General features: G+C 32.8%; 7 protein-coding genes and 2 pseudogenes. 3 read left to right on the top strand and 6 right to left on the bottom strand.

Features of this window, described 5'->3' with window-relative positions; translation table 11 throughout:
- A pseudogene (locus tag RXO53_RS06865) lies at window positions 1-111 on the bottom strand (30S ribosomal protein S15); the annotation flags it as partial.
- 156 nt (window positions 112-267) lie between these two features.
- Here RXO53_RS06865 and ndk point away from each other — a divergent pair.
- Entirely contained in the window at window positions 268-690 is a 423-nt protein-coding gene (gene ndk / locus RXO53_RS06870) for a nucleoside-diphosphate kinase (RefSeq protein WP_410713501.1), read from the top strand.
- On the opposite strand, the gene infB is transcribed toward ndk, so the two are convergent.
- From infB to RXO53_RS06895, 5 genes are all read right to left on the bottom strand, one after another.
- The gene (gene infB / locus RXO53_RS06875) at window positions 680-2,545 is read right to left on the bottom strand and encodes a translation initiation factor IF-2 (protein WP_410713495.1); all 1,866 of its coding nucleotides are present in this window, start codon (window positions 2,543-2,545) and stop codon (window positions 680-682) included. The two genes, ndk and infB, sit on opposite strands and share 11 nt — an antisense overlap.
- 221 nt (window positions 2,546-2,766) lie before the next feature.
- Window positions 2,767-3,099 (bottom strand): hypothetical protein, encoded by a 333-nt coding sequence (locus tag RXO53_RS06880; RefSeq protein WP_410713496.1) that lies wholly within the window; start codon window positions 3,097-3,099, stop codon window positions 2,767-2,769.
- A complete protein-coding gene (locus tag RXO53_RS06885; protein WP_410713497.1) occupies window positions 3,062-3,286 on the bottom strand; it encodes a hypothetical protein in 225 nt (74 codons plus the stop codon). Before RXO53_RS06885 ends, RXO53_RS06880 begins: the two co-directional genes overlap by 38 nt.
- A 340-nt stretch (window positions 3,287-3,626) precedes the next feature.
- Window positions 3,627-4,328: a 30S ribosomal protein S6e gene (locus tag RXO53_RS06890; RefSeq protein ID WP_410713498.1), complete on the bottom strand. Its 702-nt coding sequence runs from the start codon at window positions 4,326-4,328 to the stop codon at window positions 3,627-3,629.
- A 135-nt stretch (window positions 4,329-4,463) separates the two neighbouring features.
- Entirely contained in the window at window positions 4,464-4,796 is a 333-nt protein-coding gene (locus tag RXO53_RS06895; protein WP_410713499.1) for a hypothetical protein, read from the bottom strand.
- 111 nt (window positions 4,797-4,907) lie between these two features.
- On the opposite strand from RXO53_RS06895, the gene leuS reads away from it, so the two are divergent.
- Entirely contained in the window at window positions 4,908-7,802 is a 2,895-nt protein-coding gene (leuS, locus tag RXO53_RS06900; RefSeq protein WP_410713500.1) for a leucine--tRNA ligase, read from the top strand.
- Between the two features lie 355 nt (window positions 7,803-8,157).
- Window positions 8,158-8,365: pseudogene (locus RXO53_RS06905) on the top strand (hypothetical protein); the annotation flags it as partial.
- Between the last annotated feature and the right edge of the window lie 129 nt (window positions 8,366-8,494).

Genomic DNA, 8,494 nt, shown 5'->3' on the forward strand with positions numbered 1-8,494 from the left:
AAGCTCCTCTATTATTAATTCTATTTCTTGTTGGCTATAGGTTATCCAGTTAGCTGTAACTGATGAAGGTCTTATTGAGTGTGATTTACCTCTCCTGCTGTTCTTATGCATATATTTCCACTCCCCTTTTTTCTTATATTAAAGAATTTATTAGTTTTATTGAATTGATAAGAGTTTTGCTTAATTATTATTTTTAAAAGGTTATTTTCTATTTAACCCTTAAATCTATAAACCGCTAATACAAACTAAAATTCGGTGAAAGCTGTAATGGCCGAAAAGACCTTAGTATTGGTTAAACCCGACGGAGTTAAAAGAGGTTTGATAGGGGAAGTTATATCGAGGTTCGAAAGAAAAGGGTTAAAGATTTTAGCATTAAAAATGATAAAACTTGATAAAAGCAAAGGGGAGGAATTTTATTCTGTTCACAAAGATAAAAGCTTTTTCAAAGATCTTGTAGAGTTTATAACAAGTGGACCAATTGTTGCAATTATACTAGAAGGTGACTCAGCAATATCGGTAGTAAGGTTAATGATAGGTAGCACTGATGGTAGAAAAGCTCAACCGGGGACTATAAGGGGGGACTTCGCATTATCCATACAGGATAATGTAGTTCATGCCAGCGATTCTCAAGAAAGCTTTGAAAGAGAATACAAAGTTTTGTTTAAGGATGAAGAAATAATTACCTATTAGATTTTTTATCTAATATTTCCTTAATCTTAGAAAGTACTATATTATATTCCTTAAAACCCGAATTCTTCTTAATTTCAGCAATTTCTTTTAAAGTTAATAATTCATCATCGCTTATATAGTTTCTGAACTGGGTAATTAATTTCATTGCATGTTCTTGAGGAACATCAGTATATATTACGTCACCCTCATTGGCGTGCCTACCTATTAATATCTTACCCTCTATAGAAACTGCAACTGTAGATCCTACCTTAGCAAATTCTAAGCTTTTATCTTTATCCTTTATAGCCATAATTCTACCGAGATCTTTCCCTTTATCATTAATTAATGGGTATCCCGGCTTTATAACCCCTCCATTTACTTCAACCCCTACAATAGCAGGATTGCTCCTTCTAAATACATAACCAGGTAATATTTTAAATTTTCCAGGCCTTATCAAAGAATTTAGTTCTTTTTGTATCTCTTCTTCTTTTAGTTTCTCCCTCCATTCATTATATTCTTCTATTATATGGTAGATAATGTTGTTTTGAAAAACTTTAACATTATTATGTAATAATTCCGTCTCTGCTTCAGGTAATATTTTTACATTAAAAGCAATTATTACACCTAAAGATCTATCTTTTTTAGATGTTAAAGAAGCCTCTAATACATCTGATTTATTGACGTTACCAATATCGGCAACTCTTATAGGTATATTCATTCTTTTAAAAGCTTCAATTAAAGCTTCAAGTGTTCCTAAAGTATCAGCTTTAATTATAATTCCATTATTTTCTGCTTTAAAAATAAGCTCTTTAACTTCATTTTGTAAAACTTTACTAATTTTTTCCGCTTCTTCATAATTACTTGCCACATGGATTGAAGACCCAGCCAATGCATATTCAAGGTTTGCTGCCGCTATTCTTACACCAGCTGCAGCATAGACTTCATGAACATTAACAAATTTAGTTCCCTTGGCTCTCATATCACTTAAAGGTGATGGCATTAATAGTGACCTTACAGTTGTTATTATAGGTCCATTTTTTCCATTAAGAACTATTATATCTCCTACCCTTATTACGCCATCATAAATTATGGCATCTAATACCGTACCTAATCCTTCTACTTCTTTAACCTCTAGTATAGACCCCTTAGCTGGTCCTTCAGCAAAGACGAGCTTATTCTTTAAATATTGTTGTGTAAGACCAGCTAATACCGCTAATAAGTCTGGAACACCTTCTCCAGTTTTAGCTGACAAAGGCACTATGGCTATTGTCTTTGTGAAATCCTTAATTTTTGTATATAAATCTGATTGAAATCCTAATTCAGAAAGCTTTATTACAATTGTCCCGTAAATTATTTTTTCTAGTTCCTCCTTTGCTTTGGAAGATTGTTTTTGAAAAGAAATAGCGAAGGGTTGATCTGAAAAACTTTCCCATCCAGAAACTTTATCTATTTTATTTGCGGCTACCAAAAAAGGGACCTTTCTTGACTTTAATAAGTCTATAGCTTCAAACGTTTGGTCTTGAAGACCTTTTGTAATATCTATAACCAATATAGCAAAATCAGCTATACTTCCTCCTCTCTTCCTTAAATTTGAAAACAATTCATGCCCAGGCGTATCTATAAACAATAATCCAGGTATAGTAAGTTTAATGGGAACTATTTTTTTAAGGGGTTCAGCTATTTTTTCAATTACATCAGAAGGTACTATACTTGCTCCAATGTGTTGCGTTATTCCACCTGCTTCTCTTGCTGCTATGGCAGTACTCCTAATCTTATCTAACAATGATGTTTTTCCGTGATCTACATGACCTAACACAACTACTATTGGCTGTCTTAATTTTTTAATTTGGGATCCCTGTGATTGGATTTCACTCATTTCATTATCCCCCAATTCATAGAAACTTTTAAGGGTTTAATATAAAAATGCTCATTTTACAAAAACATGAAACTCTTTATGTAAAAGGAATTAGGGTAGTTTACAGCTGAAAGACTCGCCCTTTAGAGCGGGAGGAGGTCAGATAGATATTCGTTATTTATTATTCAAAAATGTAAAGTTTAATCTTTTAATTTACCTTGAAAGGAAAGGTTTCTACCCTTTCAAACAGACCCAAAATTTACATTAATAATATAATCAAATTTTTCAAATATTTTTTCAACTATTTTAAACTCATCTGAATCTATAATAAATAATCCATTAGTAGCATACAAAATTTCTTCGCAATCACCTATAATCTTTGTAATCTTTAATATAATGTAGTTATCATGTTTTGAAGGATAGAAGAACAGACCAAAAATATTTCCACTATAATCTAAAATAGAGTTAAAACAGGCTTCTTTTTCTTCCAAAGATGAAGCTTTTACCCCTTTTTGTTTTAAAATCGATATAATCGCCTCAGCTTTCTTCTTCGTCATATCCCTCTGGCTCAACATCAAGCTCTACCTCTCCTTCTTTAACAGAGTCATTAATGCAGTCTAACTTTTCATTGCCTATGACTTCAGCTATGAGCCCAAACCTTTTAATAATATTACATATGTTTTCCCAAGGCACAACTGCTTTTTGACCTGTTTCTGTTTCAATATATGCTAGCCTTCCATTTCTTGTTATTTTTGCTTTCATAGTCAATTTATACACACCAATTATAATACAACAAGAGTTGGCCAGATAAAGACATCTAACGTCACATTGTTTTTAATGCTTCCAGCATTTAAAAACTTTACCTAGCCTTGAAAGGCGAGGTTTATCGTTTCTTTTTTATCATATTATATTTTATCTTCGTAATTATAAAATTGTTTCTATAAGCTATTCACACCACATAGTTAAGAAGTATTTACCAGTGGTGTAGCTCTCGCCCTTCATGGCAAAAGCTTTTCGGCCCATTCATGGAATCGTAATTCTTCATTAGCTATTGATAAGTTAAATCGTAACTTAAACAAGATATAATATTAAAAACAAATAATTATGAATAGCTTATCTCTACATTAAGTTGAGCTAAAGCAGTTTTCCTTCTTTCAGCTCTTGGGTCTGGTATCATACGCCCTCTAACAGTTTTTTTCCGTCTCTCCCCATCTTTTTCTGGGTGGAATCCTGGAGGTTCTGATAAAAGCACTTTCTTTCTTACCGCTCCTGGAACTCCAGGATGCATTGGAAAGCCTGTTGCATCGCTCCCTCCTCTTATTTTAAACTTTAAGTTATCAAAACCAAGTAAGCTTCCATCAAATTCGTCCCCAATTTCCAAACCAGAAATTCTAATCATTATATCCTCTGGAACTGCTAATTGCCATGCTTTAGCTCTAAAAGCTTTTGCTTCCGCTTCATTTGCTCCTACTAATTCCCCTAATAGCTCACCACTTATCCATACTTCATTTTCTGGTACATTATCTGATTGAATAGCCTTCAATGAGACGTTTGCCTTTCCTCCCTCTTTTTTAATGGTCAACGTTAAAACTCCGGCCTCATTTAATTTAAGTTCTTCAAATAGTTTTTTACTTACTTTAGCTTTTGGTAATTCCTTTCTTTCCTGCTCTTTTGTTTTTTTCATAGCTTCATTTAATTTAAGTTCTTCATCATCAATACCTTTCACCTTAACATCTATGGTCTTATTACCTGCTCTTGGATCCGAAATCACTACCCTTAATGGTGGTCTTTCTTCAGCTGGCATTTTTTTACACCCTTTTACTCCTTCTAAAATTCATTGTTTGCTAGTTTTAAATGTTTTCATCGCTCATATTTATTAAATAGTAAAATTTAATATAAATTAAATATTCTCTTAAAGCACTCGAGGGGCCAAAATTAGCTAATCTTCGTACAATGTAACCTTTACATCAGCTTTAACCTTATCTGAAGAGAATGGTGGTATTGAATTTCCTAAGTCTATTGCTATAGATACTTGATTCCCTGTATCGTCGGTTATTTTTACTTCGGCAATATATGTTGTTTCAGGGCCTCCTGATTCGAAAACTTTCATGAGAGATTCGTAGAGCCTAGATATAGCCATTTGGAATGCAACTGGACTCGATAAATCTTCAGGTTTAAGCGATATAGAAGCAAAATTTTTCATTACTCTCCCAACCCTTGCTTCTCCCTTAAATTCTTTGTTTACTACGTTCTTTTCTCCTTCCGACACCATAATTCACCGCAATAATTATCGCATCTAAATTTAATATGTTTAATGTTTAATTTAATCTTCTTATTTTAAATTATAAAAATTTTTAGCCTGAATTATAGACTTTAGAAATCATTGAGTGGAAAAGATATGCAAGAGAAAAGAGATGAAATTATTGATAGTTTTAAACAAATCGAAATAAAGTGGCAAAAATTATGGGAAGAAAATAAAATATTTGAAGCGAACCCCGATGAAAAAAAGAAGTTTTTCATTACATTTCCATTTCCCTATATGAATGGGCTCCCTCATTTAGGAGGCGCTTTTACCATACTTAGAGTAGATATAATGGCCAGATATAAAAGGATGAAAGGATATAATGTATTATTCCCTCAAGGATGGCATGCAACAGGGGGTCCTATAGTAGCATCTGCAAAAAGAATTAAAGAAAAAGATCAGAAAAAAATAAAAGAACTAAAGGAAATGGGAGTGCCAGAAAACGTTATCAATAATTTTGAAGATCCTACTTATTGGGTATTTTACTTTACAAGTGAATGGGAAAAAGATTTAAGGAGATATGGATTAAGTATTGATTGGAGAAGAAAATTTTATACAACAAGCCTAAATCCTTATTTTAGCAAATTTGTTGAATGGCAATATTATAAGCTAAGAGACCTAAAGTACATAGCTAAAGGTAGCCATCCGGTTGTTTGGTGCCCTAAAGAAAAGAAGGCTGTTGGCGATCATGACAGGCCAGACGAATATGCAGGTATAGGTCCTGTTGATGCTACAATAATTAAATTTAAGTTAGAAGAAGACGATCTTATAATTCCTACTTTAACTTATAGACCTGAGACGATTTTTGGAGTTACAAATATATGGATAAACAAGGATTCAGTTTATAATATTGCAGAAATTGATGGAGAAAAATGGATTATAAATGATTATATGTTGGATGAGCTTTCAGATCAAAAACATGAAGTCAAGGTATTAGGAAAAATAAGAGCAAGGGAATTAATAGGCAAATACGTATTAAATCCAATAAATAATAATAGATTACCTATACTTCCAGCAAACTTCGTTATTTATGATGAAGGCACGGGAATTGTTATGAGTGTCCCTGCGCATGCGCCTTATGATTATACAGCCCTCGAGGATCTGAAAAGAAATAAAGCAATTATACAAGAATTCGGATTAAATGAAGAAGAAATAAAGAAATTAAACCCTTTAGTCATAATAAAGAGTTCCGACTTTAAAGACATACCGGCAAAGGAAATAACAAGGAAGCTAAACATAAAAAGCCAAAATGATGTAGAACTTTTAGAAAAAGCAACAAAAGAACTATACGCCAAAGAATTTTATAACGGAATAATGTACAATGTTGGTGAATATTCTAACGTTAGGGTTAATGAGGCTAGAGAAAAAATAATTGAACACCTAAAAAATGAGAAAAAGGCATTAAAAGTTTATACATTACCATCGAAGGTTTATTGCAGATGTGGAGCAAGGACTCATGTAAAATTCGTTGAAAATCAATGGTTTTTACTTTATAGCGATCAAAATTGGAAAAGTAAATCTAAGGAACTGGTAGTAAATATGAATTTCTATCCAGACTCTGCAAGAGAAGATTTTCTTAGGCTTGTAGATTGGCTTAACGACTGGGCTTTTACACATATGAACGAATTAGGTACTCCGTTACCTTGGGATAATTCATGGGTTATAGAGAGCCTCAGCGATTCGACTATATATATGGCTTATTATACCATAGCGCATTATATTCAAAACAAAATAGAACCTTCAAAATTAATTCCTGAACTCTTCGATTACATTTTTTTAGGAATAGGTAATGTAGAGGAATTATCTAAAAAAACACAAATAGATAAAGATCTGATAGAAAAAATGAGACAAGAATTTCTATATTGGTATCCGGTTGATCTTAGAATTAGTGGGAAAGACCTTATGCAGAATCATTTATTGTTCTTCATATATCATCATGCAGCAATTTTTGATAAAAGCAAATGGCCTAAAGGAATTGGGATAAATGGGTGGGTATTATTAAATGGAAAAAAGATGTCAAAAAATCAAGGGAACTTTCTGCTATTAAGGGATGCATTAAACAAATGGGGAGCTGATGTAACAAGATGGTCTGAGGTAATGGCAGGTGCCGATCCAGGATATGATGATGCTAACTTTGAAATGTCTATAGTTGATAATGCTGTAGATGAACTGAACTCATGGTTAGAATTAGTTAAAAATAATTACAATAAAGGTAGAGATTATAGGCTTAGCTTAGATGATTGGTTTGAAAGCGTAATTAATAGTACAATAAAAGAAGTTACCGAAGATATGGAACAAACAAAATTCAAGAGCGCTTTAGTTAAATCATATTATTATCTTAAAAATAAATTCAAATGGTATCTAACTAGAGCTAATACACCGAACAAACAAGTTATAAATGAATATTTAGAAAGTGTGACATTAATGATAGCACCAATAGTACCACATATAGCTGAAGAAGCGTGGCACATAATGGGTCATGAAGATCTGATTTCTATTCATCAATGGCCTTCATTTGACGAGGATAAAATTAATAAAAAATATGAAAAGGCTGAGGAATTAATAGAAAAAATAATTAAGGATGCAAAAGAGCTAATCGATCTAATAGGACAAACTAACAAAGTTTACATTATTATAGCCTCTCCGTGGAAATATGATCTATTTGATTTAGCAAAAGAATTGAATAAAAGCAATAAATCAATGAACGAATTAAAACAAAAGCTATTAGAAAATGACTTAAAGATAGAAAAAAGCAAAGTTGCTAAAGTTGTTAATATGATTTTTAAATACCCAGAGCTGATAGAGAATTATATCCCCAGGGACTTAGAGATAAAATCTATACAAGAGTCGAAAGAATTCTTAAGCAAAGAACTCAAGAAAGAAATTATAATTGAATTTGAAGAAAACTCAAAACTACCGAGAAGTGATCTGGCTCTTCCAGGAAGACCTGCCCTGTATCTGGAAAAAACACCTTAGCTATATAGGTATTAAGTAAAATCATAATCAATAGGGCTTTGGTGTTTCTAATAATTTTACAATGAAATTCGTTTTACTTAGGTGTTTGTTTATCTACTATGCATCTTTATTGACTATTTTAATTGGTACTTAATCCAATCAGGCTCATTATGCAGATAAAATACTCGCATTAAAGCAACACATTTGCTTACTAATAATACATATTAAGTTTATATTATCATTTCTGCTCTTTATACTTAATCCCTCGCCTTTACAGCAGGATCTATGGGCTGAATCCTTTCTCATGTTAATAGAAATCTTTTTATACCTATTTATTATCAACTAATCTTGTAAAGAGACTGCTGAGACATAAGGAGGGGCAAAGATTGCTTATCAACCCGATGGGGGCGATGCCCCAAGGGTTGGTGTTTGCGAAAGGGGGAAGGAAAAGGGCTGGAGATGTGACCCCCGTGCCGTTGGGGTCGAAGGAGTCCCATGACCCACCTACCACAAGTGGGTGGTTGAGGGCTAAGTCCCTATACTTGATCATGATTGAAGATAAAATGATTGAAATGAAAGTGTAGGAACAAACGGGAAGTAGAAAATGGTAAAAATAAATGAATTAATATATTCACTTAACAGCATAGCTAGGAGTGGATGGATGATTAAAGGAGTAGAACCATGTAAGGCAGAAACTGTTTCTCAACATCTTT

The sequence above is a fragment of the Caldisphaera sp. genome, from assembly GCF_046536515.1.
Taxonomy (GTDB): domain Archaea; phylum Thermoproteota; class Thermoprotei_A; order Sulfolobales; family Acidilobaceae; genus Caldisphaera.

Excerpts from the sequence above, each read along its gene's own strand:
- ndk (WP_410713501.1), top strand. The coding sequence starts at position 268 with ATGGCCGAAAAGACCTTAGTATTGGTTAAACCCGACGGAGTTAAAAGA.
- infB (WP_410713495.1), bottom strand. The coding sequence starts at position 2,545 with ATGAGTGAAATCCAATCACAGGGATCCCAAATTAAAAAATTAAGACAG.
- RXO53_RS06880 (WP_410713496.1), bottom strand. The coding sequence starts at position 3,099 with ATGTTGAGCCAGAGGGATATGACGAAGAAGAAAGCTGAGGCGATTATA.
- RXO53_RS06885 (WP_410713497.1), bottom strand. The coding sequence starts at position 3,286 with ATGAAAGCAAAAATAACAAGAAATGGAAGGCTAGCATATATTGAAACA.
- RXO53_RS06890 (WP_410713498.1), bottom strand. The coding sequence starts at position 4,328 with ATGCCAGCTGAAGAAAGACCACCATTAAGGGTAGTGATTTCGGATCCA.
- RXO53_RS06895 (WP_410713499.1), bottom strand. The coding sequence starts at position 4,796 with ATGGTGTCGGAAGGAGAAAAGAACGTAGTAAACAAAGAATTTAAGGGA.